The sequence below is a fragment of the Streptomyces mayonensis genome (assembly GCF_018982965.1).
Lineage (GTDB): Bacteria > Actinomycetota > Actinomycetes > Streptomycetales > Streptomycetaceae > Streptomyces > Streptomyces mayonensis.
In genome coordinates this window covers 19,267-35,977 of record NZ_JACBYP010000024.1, presented here as the reverse complement: position 1 = coordinate 35,977, position 16,711 = coordinate 19,267, and the positions used below count along the sequence as shown (strand labels likewise).

The window sequence follows — 16,711 nt, the reverse complement described above, 5'->3', positions numbered from 1 at the left end:
CCGCCGTCGGCCGGTGCTCGTGTCTCCACGACACCGGCCGGCGACTACGCGAGGGCTATTCGACCGATAATGATCATCTCTTTCGTACGACGACGAAGTCCGCGAGGGCCGTGAACATGTCCCGCACCCGGTCGGGCATGTCGACGGCGTCGAGGGCCTCGATGGCGATGGTGTGCTGGCGACGCGCCTCGTCGGCGGTCCACTCCCGCCCGCCCGCTTCCTCGATGAGGGCGGCACGGGCCGCGAACTCCTCCTCGGAGAAGTTCGCGAAGTCACTGGTCTTGGCGTCGGCGGCGAGGATCTCGCCGAGGCGCTCGGAGGCGGGCCCGCCGGCCGCGAGGGCGGCCACGACCGGCAGCGACTTCTTGCGCTGACGCAGGTCGCTCCAGGTCTGCTTGCCGGTGGCGTCCGGGTCGCCCCAGATGCCCAGCAGGTCGTCCACGGCCTGGAAGGCGAGGCCCAGGTGGTAGCCGTACTTCTCCAGGACGTCGGCGGTGTGCTCGTCGGCGCCGCCGAGGACCGCGCCGATGGAGCTGGCGGAGGCGAGCAGGGCGCCGGTCTTGTTGCCCTCCATCTCCAGGCACTCCTCGACGCTGACCCGGTCGCGGTGCTCGTAGGAGATGTCCTGGGCCTGGCCGTCGATCAGGGCGCGGGTGGCGCTGGTCAGCCGGCGGGTGGCGCGGCCGGCCTCGACGGTGCCCAGTTCCAGGAGCACCTCGTTGGCGAGGGCGAACAGGGCGTCGCCGACCAGGATGGCCTGGGCGGGGCCGTGCACCTTCCAGACGGTGTCGCGGTGGCGGCGCTGCTCGTCGCCGTCCATCAGGTCGTCGTGCAGGAGGGAGAAGTTGTGGACCAGTTCCACGGCCACCGCGCCGGGCACGCCGGTCTCGGGCGCGGCACCGGTGACCTCGGCGGAGAGCACGGCGAGTGCGGGCCGGACGGCCTTGCCGCCGTCGCCCTCCGCGGGGTTGCCCGCGGCGTCGATCCAGCCGAAGTGGTAGGCGGCGACCGTGTCCATGGGAGGGGCCAGGCGGTCGACGGCCGCCCGCAGGACCGGCGTGGTCAGGGTCCGGCCGCGCTCCAGGAGCGCGGTCACGTCCACCGTGGTCCGTCGATCGGCCGTCGGGGCCGGGGGCACAGTGGGCACAGTCTCTCCTCCAGTGGGGGTGGGGGGAGTGCGGGAGTCGGTCCCACGGGGGTCGGCTTTCACGCCGCCTCCTCGAAGAAGTCGGGGAGGATGCCGCGGGACCGGCCCAGGGCGCCGAGCGCGGCGCCGGCCGCTCCGACGCCGCTGCGAACCGCACTCTCCATGGTCGCGGGCCACCCGGTGGCGGTCCACGCTCCGGCCAGGTAGAGGCCGGGTGCCTTGGTGCGGGCGCCGGGCCTGAGGCGGCCGACGCCGGGGGCGGGAGCGAAGGTCGCGGTGCGCTCCCTGGTCACGAAGAAGTCCTTCACCTCGGCACCCCGGGTGCGGGGCAGCAGCCGCTCCAGCTCGGGCAGGTACCGCTCGCGCAGCGCGGACACGGGCTCGTCGATCTCGTTCTGCGCCGTCGACTGCGACAGCGCCAGGTACTGACCCTCCTTCAGCCCGGAGGCCTCGGTGCGGTCGAAGACCCATTGCACGGGGGTGCCGAGGGCCGTGAGGAACGGCGCCGCGAGCACCTTGCGGTCGTAGACCACGTGGATGTTGAGGATCGGCGCGGTGCCGATCGCCAGAAGATTTTCCGGAGCGTCGAGCGCGCCGTCGGGCAGCAGGTCGTGGGCCTCGCGCTGGGGTACGGCGACGACGACCGCGTCCGCTTCGAGCGTCTCGCCGGGAACCTGAACGCTCCAGCCCCCGTTCTCGTTATTGGAGACGGAGGTGACGCGTGTACGGACCTCGGTACGCACGCCCGCGGAGTCGAGCGCCCTGCGGGCCATCCGGTCGTGCAGTTCACCCAGCGGGACACGGGCCCATCCGATGTCGGCCGCTCCCGGGTCGGACAGCAGACCGGTCTTGAACACCATCGCGGCGAGCCCCAGCGAGGCGTCGCCCGCGACCGCGTTGAGGGTGGCGACCCCGACCAGGTCCCACAGGGCCTCGACGGTACGCGCCGACTGGCCGTGCGCGGTCAGCCAGCTGCCGAAGTCCTGGGTGTCCAGGGTCGGATCGGCGAGGTCGAGCCCCTTGAGCGCGAGCGCGGCACGCCCCACCGAGGCGCGTTCGGCGAGGGAGAGGTGCGGGTAGGCCGCCAGGCTGCGCCCCAGATGCAGGGGCACGGGCAGCGCGTCGCGCCGCAGTCTGCCGAGCCGTCTGCCCTCGGGCCGCTCCAGGTCGAGAACGGGCACGTCGAGACGGTCCTGCACCGGCGCCAGCGCCGCGCCGCCGATCCGGTCGAGGAACCAGCGGTAGGCGGTGCAGCAGCGCAGGTACACGTGCTGACCGTTGTCGACGGTGAGGCCGCCGCGCTGGAAGGAGAAGGCGAGCCCGCCCAGGCGCGGCCGCCCTTCGAGCAGGGTGACGCGCACTCCGGCGTCGGCGAGCGCGAGTGCGGCGGTGACCCCGGCGAGTCCGCCACCGACCACGACGGCGTGCCCGCCCGGGCGCAGGGCGGAGACGTCCGTGAGCTGCCCGCCGTCGCCCGTCCCGTTGCCCTGCGTCATGGTGCGCCCTTCCCTGTCCGGTCGCCGTGGTGTGTGACCGGCATACGGCAGACCGTCTCAGTCAGGGACGCCGGCCGCCACCGGAGGGTTGCCCGCCGTGCGGCACCCGGAGCACCGGGTGACCGGGAGGGGTCGAGTGTGCCGGGGGTGACCATCAGGCGCGCCTCCTGACGGTCCGCCGGGTGACGTGCCGGGCGTCGAGACCGGACAGGCCGCGCACGGCGACGTACGCCTTCTCGCGTCCGGGGAGCGAGACCCGGCCGCGCAGCACCGCCTCCGGGTCGCGCTCGATCCGGTCGAGGAGGCGGCGGTAGATGCCGGCCATGGCGGCCACGCACGCGCCGCTGCGCCGGTCGAGCATGGGGAGCAGCCGGTAGCCCTCGGCGAAAAGGGCGCGGGCCCGGCGCACTTCGAAGTGCACGAGTCCGGTGAAGTCGGAGCCCTCCGGCGGTCTCGGCCCCTCGAACCCGGCCGAGCAGCCGAACTTGGCGAGGTCGTCGGCGGGCAGGTAGGTCCGGCCGGCCTCGGCGTCCTCACGGACGTCCCGCAGGATGTTGGTGAGCTGGAGTGCGAGCCCCAGCGTGTCGGCGTACTCGGGGGCGCGCTCGGCGCCGCGCGCCCCCGGTTCGGTACCGAACACGCCGAGCGAGAGGCGGCCGATGGCGCCCGCCACGCAGCGGCAGTAGACCTTCAGGTCGTCCCAGGTCTCGTACGTCTCGCCGCGCAGGTCCATCTGGACGCCGTCGATCAGCTCGTCGAGTCCGCCGAGCGGGATCGGGAACTGCCGGGCCGCGTGCGCGAGGGCGACGGCGACCGGGTCGGTGTCGTCCTCGTCGACCGCGCCCTCGTGGATCCGGGCGAGGACCGCCCGGATCTCCTCCAGCCGGGCGACCTTGACGTCGGCCGGCAGTCCCCCGTCGCCGATGTCGTCGACGCGGCGCGAGAACGCGTACAGCGCCGACATCGCCCGCCGCTTGGGGGTGGGCAGCAGCCGGATGCCGTAGGCGAAGTTGCGCGCCTGCCGGCCGGTGACGGCCTCGCAGTAGCTGTAGGCGGCGAGCACCGGTGCCGGCATGTCCGCTGACGACTCCACGGCCTCGATCACCCCTCTCCTCGCAGGACCACGCCCGCCTCGCGCAGCAACTGGACCTTGCCGTGCTTGGGCGGGCCGGGAAGTACGTCGTGATCCGCCGCGGCGATCGCGTGGAGCGCCGCTCGGCCCCCCGCCACGAATCCCGCGAGCAACAGGCGCAGCCTGCCGTGAACGCTACCCACCAGGGGGGCGCCTTCATTCAGCAGGTCCCGTGCGCGCCCGGCCTCGTAGGCGATCAGGGCGCGCACCGACGCGTTGGCGGTGGGGGCGGCCAGGTCCTCCTCCTGGACGTGGAAACGCTTCATGTCCTCGGCGGGCAGGTAGACACGGTCCCGGCCGAGGTCCTCGGCGACGTCCTGGAGGTGCTCGACGATCTGCAGGGCGGTGCAGACCGCGTCGGAGCGGCGGATCCGTTCGGGTGTCGAGGTGCCGGTGACCGCGAGGACCAGACGGCCGACCGGGTTGGCGGACAGCTCGCAGTAGGCGAGCAGGTCGTCGTAGGTCTCGTAGCGCGCGACCAGCTGGTCCTGGCGGTTGGCGGCGATCAGGCCGAGGAACGGCTCGGGTGTCAGCGCGCACCGGCGCGCGGTGGGCACCAGGCGGCGCAGCAGCGGGTGGCGGGGGGCTCCTTCGGAACCGCCGGAACCGCCGGAACCGCCGAAGACACGATGCAGGTCCTCCTCGAAGGCGTCCAGCATCCGCAGCCGGTCGTCGGCGTGCTCGGCCGGGACACCGAGGAGGCGGGCGTCGGCGCCGCCGGGGGCGAGGTCTCCGTCGCCGATGTCGTCGACGAGGCGGGCGAAGCCGTAGACGGCCATGAGGTCGGCGCGCCGGCCGCGGGGCAGGAAGAAGGGGGCGACGGGGAAGTTCTCGTGCGCGGCCTTGGCGAGGGTGGCGCGCTCGGGGTCGGCGGCCTGCGCCGGGTCGGTGACCGTCATCGCGGGCTGCCCTGGGCCGGGACGGCGCACGCTTCGCGGAGCTGGGGAGTTTCCGTCGCCATTGCCGTCACATCTCCCGTTCTACACTGCCTACCCAATACACACTATTTCGGACACGCCGCCCGGCTGCCCGCGCGACAGGCCCGCACGAGGGTGTCGGGCATTATCACCCCATGTGCCGCGTATCGGGACCGGTACAGCTTACGTTGTACAACTGACGGCCGTCCGTCGGGGGGCACCGCACATCACAACAACACACCGATTGGGTTCAAGATTCCTGGGAACGCCAGGAGTTGACGTTTCCTTTGCAGACGCGGGCCCTCGCCGGAACAGTTGCGGCGAGGGCCCGGCGTGTCGGGCTACTTGCCCGTGAACTTCTCGTACTCCTTGAGGACCTCGTCGGTCGGGCCGTCCATGCGCAGTTCGCCGCGTTCCAGCCACAGGACGCGGTTGCAGGTGTCGCGGATGGACTTGTTGTTGTGACTGACCAGGAAGACCGTGCCGGCCTCCTTCTTCAACTCCCGGATGCGTTCCTCCGAGCGGGTCTGGAACTTCCGGTCGCCGGTGGCCAGCGCCTCGTCGATCATGAGGACGTCGTGGTCCTTGGCTGCCGCGATGGAGAACCGCAGCCGGGCGGCCATGCCGGAGGAGTACGTGCGCATCGGCAGGGTGATGAAGTCGCCCTTCTCGTTGATGCCCGAGAAGTCGACGATGTCCTGGTAGCGCTCCTTGATCTGCTCACGGGTCATGCCCATGGCCAGACCGCCGAGGATCACGTTCCGCTCGCCGGTCAGGTCGTTCATCAGGGCCGCGTTGACGCCGAGCAGGGAGGGCTGGCCGTCGGTGTAGACCTTGCCTCGCTCGGCGGGCAGCAGACCGGCGATGGCCCGCAGCAGGGTGGACTTGCCGGAGCCGTTGGAGCCGATCAGGCCGATGGCCTCGCCCCGCCAGGCGGTGAAGGAGACGCCGCGCACGGCGTGCACCTTGCGCACGCCCCGCGCCGCGTCGTCGGAGCCCCGTCTGAGCATGCGGCTCAGGGCGGCGGTCGCGCTGCCCCGGCCGGTCTTGGCGCCGTTGACGCGGTAGACGATGTGCAGTTCGTCCGCGATGACCGTCGGCACCCGCTCGTCCTGCTGCTCAGCCACGGCCGTACCTCTCCTCAGCCTTCCAGAAGTACACGAAGCCGCCCACGGCGAGGGCCACGGCCCAGCCGAGCGCGACCGCCCACACGTGCGGCGGCAGGTTCCCGGAGCCGTACCCGTCGATCAGCGCGAAGCGCATCAGGTCCATGTAGACGGCGGTCGGGTTCCACTGCAGCACGTCGGCCAGCCAGGCCGGCTTGTCCTCCAGCATGATCGGGATGGAGAACATCACGCCCGACGCGTACATCCAGGTCCGCATGATGAACGGCATCAGCTGGGCCAGGTCCGGCGTCTTGGCGCCCATCCGGGCCACGACCAGCGCGAGGCCCACGTTGAAGAGGAACTGCAGGACGAGCACCGGCACGACCAGCAGCCAGGACAGCGCGGGGTAGCTGCCGAAACCGATGACCACCGCGAACAGCACGATCATCGAGGCCAGCAGCTGCTGGAGCTGCTGCAGCGCGAACGACACCGGCAGCGAGGCGCGCGGGAAATGCAGCGCCCGCACCAGGCCGAGGTTGCCGGAGATGGCACGCACGCCGGCCATCGCCGAGGACTGGGTGAAGGTGAAGACGAACACCCCCGTCACCAGGAACGGGATGTAGACGTCCTTCGGCATGCCGCGGCCCGCGTTGAGGATCAGGCCGAAGATCAGGAAGTAGACGAGCGCGTTCAGCAGCGGCGTGGCCACCTGCCACAGCTGGCCGAGCTTGGCCTGGCTGTACTGGGCGGTCAGCTTCGCCTGGGAGAAGGCCAGGATGAAGTGCCGCCGCCCCCAGAGCTGACGGACGTACTCCACGAGGGACGGTCGGGCACCGCTCACGGACAGCCCGTGCCGGGCGGCGAGCTGAGCCGGGGTGAGGCCCTCGTCGGGCGCCACGGGCTTGGTCATGGCGACCGTGCCGTCGTGCGTTGTCTCACTCACTGGTGGAAACTTTCGTCTTCGAAAAATGCCCGGCCGCGCGGGCCCGGCACGGACCTGTCGCCCCGGACGGGGCCGGAACGCTCTCGGGTACGAGCTTGTCAGATCACCGGGGGCCGGCCCAGCCGGGTCAGCCGCCACACCGTACGCCACCTCATGGGCCGGCGGGGGCCGCACGGGGTCGACCAGCCCTCGCGGAAACCGCCGAACCAGGCCTTCAGCGCAGGCCGCGAGGGGCGGCGCAGCAGGGTCAGCAGCATCCAGACGCCGAGGTAGACCGGGATCAGGAGCGCGGGGAGGTTGCGGCGGGCGAGCCAGACGCGGTTGCGGGCGACCATGCGGTGGTAGACGGCGTGCCGGGAGGGGGCGGTCGTGGGGTGGTTGAGCACCATGTCCGACCGGTAGTCGATCATCCAGCCCCCGTCGAGGGCCCGCCAGGCGAGGTCGGTCTCCTCGTGGGCGTAGAAGAAGGCGTCCGGCAGCCCGCCGACCTGGGCGAGGACGCGGGTGCGTACGGCGTTGGCGCCGCCGAGGAAGGTGGTGACCCGGGAGGAGCGCATCGGGTCGGACGCGCGCAGCCGCGGCACGTGCCGGCGCTGGGTCTCGCCGGTGTCCGGGTCGGCGATGCGGAAGCTGATGATGCCCAGCTCGTCGTCGGCCGCGAACGCCTCCCGGCACAGCTCGGCCGTGTCGGTGCGGGCGAGGAGGCCGTCGTCGTCGAGGAAGAGCAGGACGTCGACGTCCCGTCCGTCCGGGCCGAAGGCCTCGATGCCGACGTTGCGGCCGCCGGGGATGCCCAGGTTCTCGGGCAGTTCGACGGTGCGCACGCCGTCCGGGACCTCCGGGACGGGCGCGCCGTTGCCGACCACGACCACCTGGACCGGGTCGCCGTCCTGCTTGGCGACCGAGTCGAGCAGGGCACGCAGTTCCTCGGGACGGTTGCCCATCGTGATGACGACCGCGCCGACCTTCATGGCCCCGCTCACTTCAGCCTGCTGGAGGCGAGGACGGACACCAGGTGCAGCAGCGTCTGCAGCAGCGCGATGCCGGCGAGTACGGCGGTGCCGAGGCGGGTGAAGAACAGGTCGCCGCGCGCCTGGTCGACGATGGCGAGGACGAGGATCAGCAGGGACGCCTCGATGCCGAGGATCAGCCGGTGGAACTTGAGCGCCCCGGCGGCCCGGCGGGCCAGTGCCATGCCGGAGGAGCGGATCTCGGAGGCGGCCTCCTTGACCGGCTCCATGCCGGCCTGGTGCCGGGCGACGCCCACCAGGTCGGTCTCGGCCTTGATGAGGATGGCGCCGAGCGCGGCCAGGGTGCCGAGGAAGGCCCACAGCCAGTCGATGCGGCCGGTGCCCCAGAGGTCGGCGGCGCGCAGGCCGAGGCCGACCAGGACGGCGGCGTCGGTGAGGTAGGCGCCGACCCGGTCCAGGTAGACGCCGCCGAGCGAGTACTGCTTCTTCCAGCGGGCGATCTCCCCGTCGACGCAGTCCAGCAGCAGGTAGAGCTGGACCGCGACGACGCCGAGCACGGCGCCCGGTATGCCCGGCACGAGCAGTGCCGGGGCGGCCAGGACGCCGCAGACGGTCATCAGGTACGTGAGCTGGTTGGGGGTGATCCTGGTGTTCACCAGGTAGCGGTCGATCCGCAGCGAGACCTCACGCATGTAGAGGCGTCCCGCCCAGTGCTCACCGCTGCGCCGGTCCTTGACTCCCGCGGGATGGACGACCGGGCGTAGTTCAGCTACCGATGGCCTTGACATAGTCGGCGTACAGGTCCTTGATCTGGTTGGTTTTCAGGTCGAGGTGCTCGAGGATCGTGTAGCGGCCCGGGCGGGTCTGCGGGGCGAACTCCACGGCCCGGACGAACTCCCCGGGCGTGAATCCGATCTCCTCCGGCAGGACCGGGAGACCGTGCCGGCGCAGCACCTCGGCCATGTGGACGGACTCCTCGTGGGCCCCGCGCAGGTACATCGCGAAGGCCGCGCCCATCCCGCACTGCTCGCCGTGGGCGGCCGCGCGCTCGGGGAAGAGGAGGTCGAAGGCGTGGTTGATCTCGTGGCAGGCGCCCGAGGACGGCCGCGAGTCGCCGGAGACCGACATGGCGATGCCGCTGAGGACCAGCGCCTCGGCCAGCACCTGGAGGAACTCGTTGTCGCCGATGCCGCCGGGGTGGCGGAGCACGGCCTCGCCGGCCTGGCGGGCCATCGCGGCGGCCAGGCCGTCGATGCGCTCGCCCTTGACCCGGTTGGCCAGCTCCCAGTCCGCGATCGCGGAGACGTTGGAGACGGCGTCGCCGATGCCGGCGCGCACGAAGCGGGCCGGGGCGGCGCGGATGACGTCCAGGTCGATCACGACGGCGATCGGGTTCGGTACGCCGTAGGAGCCGCGGCCCGCGTCGTTGTCGAGGGTGGCGACCGGCGAGCACAGACCGTCGTGCGCCAGGTTGGTGGGCACGGCGACCAGTGGCAGTCCGACGCGTGCCGCGGCGAACTTGGCGCAGTCGATGATCTTGCCGCCGCCGAGACCGACGACCGCGTCGTAGTGGCCGCCCTTCATGGCACCGGCCAGCTTGATCGCGTCGTCCAGGGTGCCGCCGCCGACCTCGAACCAGTCGGCGCCGGGCAGGGACGGGGCGACGCGCTCGCGCAGCCGGGCACCGGAGCCGCCGCTGACGGCCACGGCGAGCTTGCCCGAGTGGGAGATGCGCTCGTCGGCGAGCACGTCCCCCAGGTCGTCGAGGGCACCCGCGCGGATGTCCACGACGACCGGCGACGGAATGAGCCTCGTCAGTACAGGCACGCGATCTCCCTGCCCTTGGCGAGGTCGTCGTGGTTGTCGATCTCGACCCACTTGACGTCGCCGATCGGGGCGACGTCGACCTTGAAGCCGCGGTTGACGAGCTCCTGGTAGCCGTCCTCGTAGTACAGCTGCGGGTCGCGCTCGAAGGTGGCCTTCAGCGCGTCGGCCAGGTCGGCGGCGGCCTCGCCCTCGATGAGGGTGACGCCGATGTACTCGCCGGTGGCCTCGGCCGGGTCCATCAGCTTGGTGATGCGCTGCACACCCTTGTCGGGGGCGGCGACGACCTTCATCTCCTCGTCGGCGAGGTTCTTCACCGTGTCGAGGGCGAGGATGATCTTCTTGCCGTCGCCGCGGGCGGCGAGCAGGGTCTTCTCGACGGAGACCGGGTGCACGGTGTCGCCGTTGGCGAGGATCACGCCGTCCTCGAGAGCGCCGCGGCCGCACCACAGGGAGTAGGCGTTGTTCCACTCCTCGGCCTTGTCGTTGTCGATCAGGGTGAGCTTGACGCCGTACTTCTGCTCCAGCGCCTCCTTGCGCTCGTACACGGCCTCCTTGCGGTAGCCGACGATGATCCCGACCTCGGTCAGGCCGACCTCGGCGAAGTTCGCCAGGGTCAGGTCGAGGACCGTGATGCTGTCCTCCGCCCCCTCGGGGCCGACCGGCACCAGTGCCTTGGGCAGGGTGTCGGTGTAGGGACGCAGACGCCGGCCGGCGCCGGCCGCCAGCACGAGGCCGATCATGCGGGTTCTCCTTCGTCGTGTACGGCGGGTGCGCCGACCTGGTGGGCGGCGACCCAGAAGCGGATGCTCTCCACGAGCACCACGAGTGCCACGGCCACGGCACAAGCCGTGAGCGCGACCTTGAACTGCGGGGCGGTGAGCAGCACGGCGAGCACGGTGATCACCAGCGTGCGGCCCTCGTGCCCCCCGACCGTCCGGACCAGCCACCGCGGCGGCGCCCCCGCGCCGCCGCGGATGCGGTAGACCGTGTCGTAGTGATGGTAGGCGACCGCGGCCACCAGCCCGAAAGCCGCCGGAAGCGCCCCGTTCACGTCGGATGTGGCCGCCAGTGCCAGGACCGTGCCGTACTCGGCGGCGCGGAAGAAGGGCGGCACCAGCCAGTCGAGGGCGCCCGTGAGGGGCCGGGCGACGGCGAGGGCGGACGCCGCGGCGTACACGAGCGCGCCGGCCACGGGCCAGGGGCTGCCGAAGTCGGTGAGCGCCGCCGCCGCGACGACGGCACCGCCGCCGAGCAGGGCGAGGCCGGGGGCGGCGAGGCCGGGCAGCCGGCGCGCGGTCGTCCCGAGCCGCTGGGCGGCGGCCTCGGCGAGCGGGCCGGAGTCGGCGAGGTCGGCGAGCGCCTTCGCCGCGCGGCCGGTCCGGGTGGCCCGGCGGGTCAGCGAGCGCAGGACGCGGCCCGCGGTGGTGTAGACGGCGGCGAAGGCGCAGGCGATCAGCAGTGCGCAGAAGGTGATCCGGGGGGTGGCGACCGCCGTGAGGACGGCGATTATGGCCCACCGCTCGCCGATCGGCAGGACGATGATGCGGCGCAGCCAGACGGTCCAGCCGACGGTGTCGAGCCGGTGGGAGAGGGCCGCGGTGGGGCTGGTTCCTATGGCGACGGCCTCGCTGTCGAGGTTCGCCTCGTTGAAGGAGAAGTCGACGACGTGCCGGCAGGCCTGGAGGATCATCGCGCCCAGGGCCAGTGCCCACACGTCGTCGCCGCCGCGGGCGGCACCCACGGCGAGTCCCGCGTAGTAGGCGTACTCCTTGGCCCGGTCGAAGGTGGCGTCGAGCCAGGCGCCGAGCGTGGAGTACTGCAGGGAGTAGCGGGCGAGCTGTCCGTCGGCGCAGTCGAGCACGAAGGAGCCGACGAGCAGGACTCCGGCGGCGACGAAACCGGCCCGGGTGCCGGTGGCCGCGCAGCCCGCCGCCACGAGCGCGGTGGCGAGCGAGGCGGTGGTGACCTGGTTGGGCGTCAGGCCGCGCCCCGCGCACCAGCGGGCGAGGTAGCGGGAGTAGGGGCTGATGAAGAAGGTCGTCACGAAGCCGTCGCGGGCCTTGACCGCCGACTTCAGGCGCACGGCCTCGTCGTCGACGGCGGCGACGGCCTGCCGTGCCTCGTTGCGGGCCTGCGGGTCGGTGGGGACGGCGGCGACGAGGGTGCCGAGCTCGGGGCGGTGCACGGCGGCGCCGTCGGCGTCGAGGGCGGCGGCGATCCGGTCGGCGAGGCTGTCGACGTCGAGGGCGGTGCCGCCCCCCGCGGAGTTCTCCCGGGCCATCGCGCGGGTCAGCTCCCGGCGGGCCGCCGGCTGGGCGGTGACGGCGCCCGGGATGGCGGCGAGCGGGAAGCGCGGGTCGGTGAGTCCGAGGCGCAGGGCGTGCCGGTGGCCGACGAGGCGGGCGTCGACCACGGCGACCCGGTCCGCGGCCGGGACCCGGGCCAGCAGGGTCTCGGTGTCGGCGGTACCGGTTGCGGGGCGTACGTCGAAACCCAGGGACCGCAGTTCGCCCTCGATCGACGAACCGGGGACCGGCTGACCGGTGAGGATGGCGGTCGGCAACCGAACTCACTTCCTGGTGCCGACGTCAGGACGTCGGGCCTGTGCATGGTGGAGCGCCCTTGCCTGCGGCACCCGGGCATCGTGTCGGCAGAGGGTATCGGATGCCCGGAACACCGTGTTCACCGCCCGTTTCACGGTCGGTCGACGTCACTTGGACCCGCCTTTGCCGCGATCATCATCGTGGATCCGGGGCCCGCCCGACAAACCGCGCTCCCAGACCGGGCATCACGGGCATCGCCCGGGGCCGCTGATACCCGCACCCGCTCGGGGCGGGCCCTTGCCCGTCCGGTCGCCCACCTGGCGGAATAAAAGCTTCCACATTGCCCGCACGGCGCTCGCCAAGGCCGTGACCTGCATAACGTTTTCGCAGGTCAGAGCACATGACAACGGTGTTCAGTGCCGCGTTGCCCGATACCCCCTACCCGTAGTTCACTTGGCCTCCGGACACGGCGCCGGACGGACAGGGAGGCGGCTTTCTCATGGGGGCTGGGCACGATCACGGGCATGCGCACGGGGCGCACGCCGGCGGCACGGCGACCGCCGCGTACCGCGGCAGGCTCCGGGTGGCGCTGGCGATCACCCTCACCGTCATGGTCGTCGAGATCGTCGGCGGGGTCCTCGCCGACTCGCTGGCGCTGATCGCCGACGCCGCGCACATGGCGACGGACGCGCTGGGGCTCGGCATGGCGCTGCTGGCCGTCCACTTCGCGAGCCGCCCGGCGAGCGACCGCCGCACATTCGGCTACGCCCGCGCCGAGATCCTGGCGGCCCTGGCCAACTGCCTGCTGCTGCTCGGTGTCGGCGGCTACGTGCTGTACGAGGCGGTCGAGCGGTTCGTCACACCGGCCGACACGGCGGGCGGCCTGACCGTGGTCTTCGGAGCGATCGGCCTGGTGGCGAACATGATCTCCCTGACGCTGCTGATGCGGGGGCAGAAGGAGAGCCTGAACGTGCGGGGCGCCTTCCTGGAGGTGGCGGCGGACGCGCTGGGTTCCCTGGCGGTGATCGTGTCGGCGCTGGTGATCCTGGCCACCGGCTGGCAGCCCGCCGACCCGGTCGCCTCCCTGGTGATCGGCCTGATGATCGTGCCGCGCACCTGGCGGCTGCTGCGCGAGACCCTGGACGTGCTGCTGGAGGCGGCGCCCAAGGGCGTGGACATCGCCGAGGTTCGGGCCCACATACTGGCACTCGACGGGGTCGAGGACGTGCACGACCTGCACGCCTGGACGATCACCTCGGGCATGCCGGTGCTGTCGGCGCACGTGGTGGTGAGCGGCGAGGCGCTCAGCGCGATCGGCCACGAGAAGATGCTCCACGAACTGCAGGGGTGCCTGGGCGACCACTTCGACGTGGAGCACTGCACCTTCCAGCTGGAGCCCGGCGGTCACGCGGAGCACGAGGCGCGGCTGTGCCGTTGAGCGGGGGCGCGGGGCGGCTGAGCGGCTGAGCGAGGGGGCGAGAGGGGGGCGTGAGGGCAAGGGGCTGAGCGAGGGCTCAGGGGCGGAGGCGTCGCGGGCGCAGGGACGGGACGTCGCCCGGCGCAGGGACGGAACGTCGCGGGCGCCTGGGGCGCGCGGGCGCCGGGGTGCGCCGTCGGGTGCTGCGGTCCGCCGTCCGTTCACCACCGGCCTCCCCCGGCTTTCACCCCGGCCGTGTGCCGGACGGTTCCCGGACGGCGGCGCCGGGCACGCTCACCCTTCGGAGCCCTTCCTCGGTGTCCGACCGGTCACGTCCGGCCGCCCCTGCGGGCACACGGGACATGCGGGCGTGCCGGGAAGTGCCGGGAGTGCCGGACCGGTACGGCACACTTGGGGCGCGAGGACCGATGTGAAGGATGGGTATGCCGATCACTCCTGCCACCGCGACGCACAGTTCGTCGAACGGCACCGCAGACGCGATTTTGCTGGAACTGGTCGACGAGAACGGCGTGACGATCGGCACCGCGGAGAAGCTCTCCGCGCACCAGCCACCGGGGCAGCTGCACCGCGCGTTCTCGGTGTTCCTCTTCGACGAGCGGGGGCGGCTGCTGATCCAGCAGCGGGCGCTGGGCAAGTACCACTCCCCCGGCGTGTGGTCCAACACCTGCTGCGGTCATCCCTACCCCGGCGAGGCACCGTTCGCGGCGGCGGCCCGGCGGACGTACGAGGAGCTGGGCGTCTCGCCGTCGCTGCTCGCCGAGGCGGGCACGGTGCGCTACAACCACCCCGACCCGGACTCCGGGCTGGTCGAGCAGGAGTACAACCATTTGTTCGTCGGCCTCGTCCAGGCCGAACTGCGCCCGGATCCGGAGGAGGTGGCCGAGGCGGCCTTCGTCTCCCCGGCCGAACTGGCCGAACGGCATGCGCAGGACGCCTTCTCGGCCTGGTTCATGACGGTGCTGGACGCCGCCCGGCCGGCCGTCCGCGAACTGACGGGCCCCTCCGCCGACTGGTGAGGCCCGGCACCGGCCCGGACGTGGGGACTGGACGTGGGAACTAGAGGCCCCGTCCGGGCGCGTGCTTGAGCGGCAGGGCGGCCCAGATCACCTTGCCGCCGCTCGCGGTGTGCGCCACGTCGCAGGCCCCGCCCGCCTCGCGGGTGATCTCGCGGACCAGGAGCAGCCCGCGTCCGCCCGTCCGCCCGTGGTCGGTCTCCAGGGCGGTCGGGCGGTAGGGGTGGTCGTCCTCCACCGCCACCCGTACCCACTCGGGGCCGGCGGCCACTTCGACGGCGAGCTCCGGCGACACCACTGCCGCGTGCCGGACCGCGTTCGTGACCAGTTCCGAGACGATCAGCAGGAGGGCCTGCGTCACGTCGTCGGAGACGGGGACGCCCTGGCGCAGCAGCAGGTCCCGCACGGCGTGCCGCGCCTGCGGAACCGAGGCGTCCACGGCGGGGGCCGTGAACCGCCAGACGCCCTCGTACGGCAGCGGCCCGGCGGGCCCGGTCTCGTCCATCGTCCGGTCGCCACCCCTGGGCTCGATCGTCACCACACCTCTGAGTGTTGGTAACGCGTCCCTCCACACCCGAGCACTGAACACAAGTCAGCAGATATCGAGCGGTTCTGATCGATGCCGTACGACATGGTCGCTTACGGGACCGTTCCTGTCCTGGCTCCCTGCCCGCTCGAAGCGAAGAGATCAGTGGATAGCATCCGGTCCATGGAGCCGCAGCTGCTGCACCGGGTCGAGGACTCGGTGGCCACCGTCACCGTCCGCCATCCGGCCAAGCGCAACGCCATGACGTCCGCGATGTGGCGGGCGCTGCCCGAGCTGCTCGACACCCTGGCTGCCGATCCGGCGGTACGGGCACTGGTCCTCACCGGTGAGGGCGCGACGTTCTGCGCGGGGGCCGACATCTCGACGCTGCGGGAGTCGGCCGAGGAGGCCCAGCTGCTGGCGGTACGGGCCGAGGAGGCCCTCGCCGCGTTCCCCAAGCCCACGCTGGCGGCGGTGCGGGGACACTGCGTGGGCGGCGGGGTGCAGCTGGCGGCCGCCTGCGACCTGCGGTTCGCCGCCGAGTCCGCACTGTTCGGCGTGACCCCGGCCAGGCTGGGGGTCGTGTATCCGGCGTCCGCGACCCGGCGGCTGGTGGCGCTGACCGGGCCGGCCACCGCGAAGTACCTGCTGTTCAGCGGCGAGTTGATCGACGCCGGGCGGGCGCTGCGCACCGGCCTGGTGGACGAGGTGCTGCCGGAGGACGGACTGGACGGGCGGGTGGCCGGGTTCACCCGGGTGCTGGCCTCGCGCTCCCTGCTGACGCAGGCCGCGGCGAAGGAGTTCGCGGACGGGCGCAGGGACCGGGACGCCCACTGGGCCGCGCAGGCACGCGGCAGCGGCGACACCGCGGAGGGGGTCGCCGCCTTCCTGGAGCGCCGGCAGCCGCGTTTCGGCTGGCGCGCGCCTACGCCGGAGTGAACCGGCTCCCCTCGCGCAGTGCCTCCACGAGGTGCGCGGGCGCCTTGTCCGGGGACCCGGCGTCGTAGGGCGGCTGCGGGTCGTACTCGGTCATCAGCTGGACCGCCCTGGCGTGGTCGTCGCCCGCGATCCGGCCGAGCAGCGTCAGGCCCATGTCGATCCCCGAGGAGACCCCGGCCGCGGTGACGTACTTGCCGTCGGTGACCACCCGCTGACCGGTCGGTTCGGCCCCGAAGCGTTCGAGGACGGGGAGCGCCAGCCAGTGGGAGGTGGCCCGGCGGCCCTCCAGCAGTCCGGCGGCGGCGAGCAGCAGGGAGCCCGTGCACACGGACGTGGTCCAGGTGCTGCCGGCGTCGGCGGCGCGCAGCCAGTCCAGCAGGGTCGTGTTCTCCATCTGCGGGGTCTGCCCGGGGCCGCCCGGGACGACGACGACGTCGGGGGCGGGCACGTCGGCCAGGGTCCGGTCGGCGACGAGCGCGAGGCTTCCGGTGTCGGTGCGGACGGGGCCGGACCGCTCGGCGACGAAGACGGTCTCCGCGCCGGGCAGCCGGCCGAGGGTCTCGTACGGGCCCACCGCGTCCAGGGCGGTGAAGCGGTCGAAGAGAACGATGGCGATCCGCATGGGTTCCCTTTCCTTCCACGGTCGTTCGGGGCGTTGTCGTACAGGGCGTTGCCGTACGGGCGCTGCGGCTCGGGGGGCCGTGACTCGGGGT

The 16,711-nt window shown here is 72.5% G+C and carries 17 protein-coding genes; 3 read left to right on the top strand and 14 right to left on the bottom strand.

The genetic code is table 11. The features are described from left to right. Window positions 1-73: 73 nt before the first annotated feature. The 12 genes from HZS56_RS12155 to HZS56_RS12105 form a co-directional block, all read right to left on the bottom strand. Window positions 74-1,138, bottom strand: coding sequence for a polyprenyl synthetase family protein (locus HZS56_RS12155; RefSeq protein WP_216720725.1), 1,065 nt, complete (start codon window positions 1,136-1,138; stop codon window positions 74-76). Window positions 1,139-1,206: 68 nt separating this feature from the next. After that, window positions 1,207-2,643, bottom strand: coding sequence for a hydroxysqualene dehydroxylase HpnE (gene hpnE / locus HZS56_RS12150; protein WP_216720690.1), 1,437 nt, complete (start codon window positions 2,641-2,643; stop codon window positions 1,207-1,209). Continuing rightward, on the bottom strand, window positions 2,640-2,798 hold the full coding sequence (locus tag HZS56_RS38155; RefSeq protein ID WP_253914112.1) for a DUF6380 family protein: 159 nt from the start codon (window positions 2,796-2,798) through the stop codon (window positions 2,640-2,642). The genes hpnE and HZS56_RS38155 overlap by 4 nt, the downstream gene beginning before the upstream one ends. Beyond that, complete coding sequence (gene hpnD / locus HZS56_RS12145) at window positions 2,798-3,748, bottom strand: presqualene diphosphate synthase HpnD (RefSeq protein WP_374201131.1); 951 nt, start codon at window positions 3,746-3,748, stop codon at window positions 2,798-2,800. Before hpnD ends, HZS56_RS38155 begins: the two co-directional genes overlap by 1 nt. Then, window positions 3,745-4,674: a squalene synthase HpnC gene (gene hpnC / locus HZS56_RS12140; RefSeq protein ID WP_216720689.1), complete on the bottom strand. Its 930-nt coding sequence runs from the start codon at window positions 4,672-4,674 to the stop codon at window positions 3,745-3,747. The genes hpnD and hpnC overlap by 4 nt, the downstream gene beginning before the upstream one ends. Before the next feature lie 359 nt (window positions 4,675-5,033). Continuing rightward, entirely contained in the window at window positions 5,034-5,819 is a 786-nt protein-coding gene (locus HZS56_RS12135; RefSeq protein WP_216720688.1) for an ABC transporter ATP-binding protein, read from the bottom strand. Next, a complete protein-coding gene (locus HZS56_RS12130; protein ID WP_216720687.1) occupies window positions 5,812-6,741 on the bottom strand; it encodes an ABC transporter permease in 930 nt (309 codons plus the stop codon). The genes HZS56_RS12135 and HZS56_RS12130 overlap by 8 nt, the downstream gene beginning before the upstream one ends. Before the next feature lie 98 nt (window positions 6,742-6,839). After that, on the bottom strand, window positions 6,840-7,712 hold the full coding sequence (locus tag HZS56_RS12125; protein ID WP_216720686.1) for a glycosyltransferase family 2 protein: 873 nt from the start codon (window positions 7,710-7,712) through the stop codon (window positions 6,840-6,842). 8 nt (window positions 7,713-7,720) lie between these two features. Beyond that, window positions 7,721-8,500: a CDP-alcohol phosphatidyltransferase family protein gene (locus HZS56_RS12120; RefSeq protein WP_216720685.1), complete on the bottom strand. Its 780-nt coding sequence runs from the start codon at window positions 8,498-8,500 to the stop codon at window positions 7,721-7,723. Further along, window positions 8,478-9,539, bottom strand: coding sequence for an iron-containing alcohol dehydrogenase family protein (locus tag HZS56_RS12115; protein ID WP_216720684.1), 1,062 nt, complete (start codon window positions 9,537-9,539; stop codon window positions 8,478-8,480). The genes HZS56_RS12120 and HZS56_RS12115 overlap by 23 nt, the downstream gene beginning before the upstream one ends. Then, entirely contained in the window at window positions 9,527-10,279 is a 753-nt protein-coding gene (locus tag HZS56_RS12110; RefSeq protein WP_216720683.1) for a phosphocholine cytidylyltransferase family protein, read from the bottom strand. The genes HZS56_RS12115 and HZS56_RS12110 overlap by 13 nt, the downstream gene beginning before the upstream one ends. Beyond that, window positions 10,276-12,102, bottom strand: coding sequence for a DUF5941 domain-containing protein (locus tag HZS56_RS12105; protein WP_216720682.1), 1,827 nt, complete (start codon window positions 12,100-12,102; stop codon window positions 10,276-10,278). The genes HZS56_RS12110 and HZS56_RS12105 overlap by 4 nt, the downstream gene beginning before the upstream one ends. A gap of 479 nt (window positions 12,103-12,581) precedes the next feature. On the opposite strand from HZS56_RS12105, the gene HZS56_RS12100 reads away from it, so the two are divergent. Both HZS56_RS12100 and idi read left to right on the top strand, forming a co-directional pair. Next, the gene (locus HZS56_RS12100; RefSeq protein WP_216720681.1) at window positions 12,582-13,520 is read left to right on the top strand and encodes a cation diffusion facilitator family transporter; all 939 of its coding nucleotides are present in this window, start codon (window positions 12,582-12,584) and stop codon (window positions 13,518-13,520) included. A 422-nt stretch (window positions 13,521-13,942) separates the two neighbouring features. Continuing rightward, window positions 13,943-14,536 (top strand): isopentenyl-diphosphate Delta-isomerase, encoded by a 594-nt coding sequence (gene idi, locus HZS56_RS12095; RefSeq protein WP_216720680.1) that lies wholly within the window; start codon window positions 13,943-13,945, stop codon window positions 14,534-14,536. 40 nt (window positions 14,537-14,576) lie between these two features. Here idi and HZS56_RS12090 read toward each other — a convergent pair whose 3' ends face one another. Next, complete coding sequence (locus tag HZS56_RS12090) at window positions 14,577-15,038, bottom strand: ATP-binding protein (RefSeq protein ID WP_216720723.1); 462 nt, start codon at window positions 15,036-15,038, stop codon at window positions 14,577-14,579. 204 nt (window positions 15,039-15,242) lie between these two features. On the opposite strand from HZS56_RS12090, the gene HZS56_RS12085 reads away from it, so the two are divergent. Then, the gene (locus HZS56_RS12085; protein ID WP_216720679.1) at window positions 15,243-15,998 is read left to right on the top strand and encodes an enoyl-CoA hydratase/isomerase family protein; all 756 of its coding nucleotides are present in this window, start codon (window positions 15,243-15,245) and stop codon (window positions 15,996-15,998) included. Here the strand turns inward: HZS56_RS12085 and HZS56_RS12080 are convergent. Further along, the gene (locus HZS56_RS12080; protein ID WP_216720678.1) at window positions 15,985-16,620 is read right to left on the bottom strand and encodes a DJ-1/PfpI family protein; all 636 of its coding nucleotides are present in this window, start codon (window positions 16,618-16,620) and stop codon (window positions 15,985-15,987) included. The two genes, HZS56_RS12085 and HZS56_RS12080, sit on opposite strands and share 14 nt — an antisense overlap. Between the last annotated feature and the right edge of the window lie 91 nt (window positions 16,621-16,711).

Coding starts and splice junctions, on each gene's coding strand:
- HZS56_RS12125 (WP_216720686.1), bottom strand. CDS start 7,712: ATGAAGGTCGGCGCGGTCGTCATCACGATGGGCAACCGTCCCGAGGAA.
- HZS56_RS38155 (WP_253914112.1), bottom strand. CDS start 2,798: ATGGTCACCCCCGGCACACTCGACCCCTCCCGGTCACCCGGTGCTCCG.
- hpnE (WP_216720690.1), bottom strand. CDS start 2,643: ATGACGCAGGGCAACGGGACGGGCGACGGCGGGCAGCTCACGGACGTC.
- hpnC (WP_216720689.1), bottom strand. CDS start 4,674: ATGACGGTCACCGACCCGGCGCAGGCCGCCGACCCCGAGCGCGCCACC.
- HZS56_RS12085 (WP_216720679.1), top strand. CDS start 15,243: ATGGAGCCGCAGCTGCTGCACCGGGTCGAGGACTCGGTGGCCACCGTC.
- HZS56_RS12090 (WP_216720723.1), bottom strand. CDS start 15,038: ATGGACGAGACCGGGCCCGCCGGGCCGCTGCCGTACGAGGGCGTCTGG.
- idi (WP_216720680.1), top strand. CDS start 13,943: ATGCCGATCACTCCTGCCACCGCGACGCACAGTTCGTCGAACGGCACC.
- HZS56_RS12110 (WP_216720683.1), bottom strand. CDS start 10,279: ATGATCGGCCTCGTGCTGGCGGCCGGCGCCGGCCGGCGTCTGCGTCCC.
- HZS56_RS12100 (WP_216720681.1), top strand. CDS start 12,582: ATGGGGGCTGGGCACGATCACGGGCATGCGCACGGGGCGCACGCCGGC.
- HZS56_RS12080 (WP_216720678.1), bottom strand. CDS start 16,620: ATGCGGATCGCCATCGTTCTCTTCGACCGCTTCACCGCCCTGGACGCG.
- HZS56_RS12120 (WP_216720685.1), bottom strand. CDS start 8,500: ATGTCAAGGCCATCGGTAGCTGAACTACGCCCGGTCGTCCATCCCGCG.